The organism is Parazoarcus communis SWub3 = DSM 12120, assembly GCF_003226565.1.
Lineage (GTDB): Bacteria > Pseudomonadota > Gammaproteobacteria > Burkholderiales > Rhodocyclaceae > Parazoarcus > Parazoarcus communis.
In genome coordinates, this window is sequence record NZ_QKOE01000095.1 from 1 (window position 1) to 614 (window position 614).

Consider the following 614-nt stretch of genomic DNA (forward strand, 5'->3'; position numbering starts at 1 on the left):
GCGGATCACGAGATACTGGCGTGACGGCAGCAGCGCGCCGAATTCGTTGGGCGTCAGGCCACCGAGCGGCGTACGGCCGGTCAGCATCTCGACGATGTGACGCCGATCGAGAACGGGAACGCCGGCGATGGCGGCGTCGGCCAGCTCTTCGATCTGCCCCTCCTCCAACTCGGCATTGAGGTCGGCCACGATCGCATCGACCCGCAACCCGTCGCGGCGGACATCGGCGAAGTCGAGCCAGCGGCAAGTCGGAAGCTTGGGCAAGGCTGCGATGGTGCGGCGCGGCATCACGGCATAGTTTCGGACGAGATAGCGGGAGCGTAGCTGGGCAATCGTGGCCACCCAGAGCAAAGCCAGCAGTCCGCTGCCGAAGAGCTGGAAGCGCGAATAGTCGAGACGCAGCAACAGCAGGATGGCGGCAATCAGCGCATAGGTGACGATCGCGACGGGCGCCATGTAGCCCACGTTGCCGCGTAACCGCGCGCTCGGATAGGCATCGAGACGGCGGCCGCAATACCAGACGATGGCGTAGGCGAGCGCCGTGACGGAGATCGTGATCTCCGCAGGGCCGAACTCCTTGGCGAACGGCTCGGCCGTCGCGTAGAGCGGGATCG

At 66.1% G+C, this 614-nt stretch carries 1 protein-coding gene; it reads right to left on the reverse strand.

Translation table 11 applies throughout. The annotated features are described in order from the left end of the window. Window positions 1-614: hypothetical protein (locus tag DNK49_RS24230; protein ID WP_207807111.1), on the reverse strand; the 614-nt coding region annotated here is incomplete at both ends.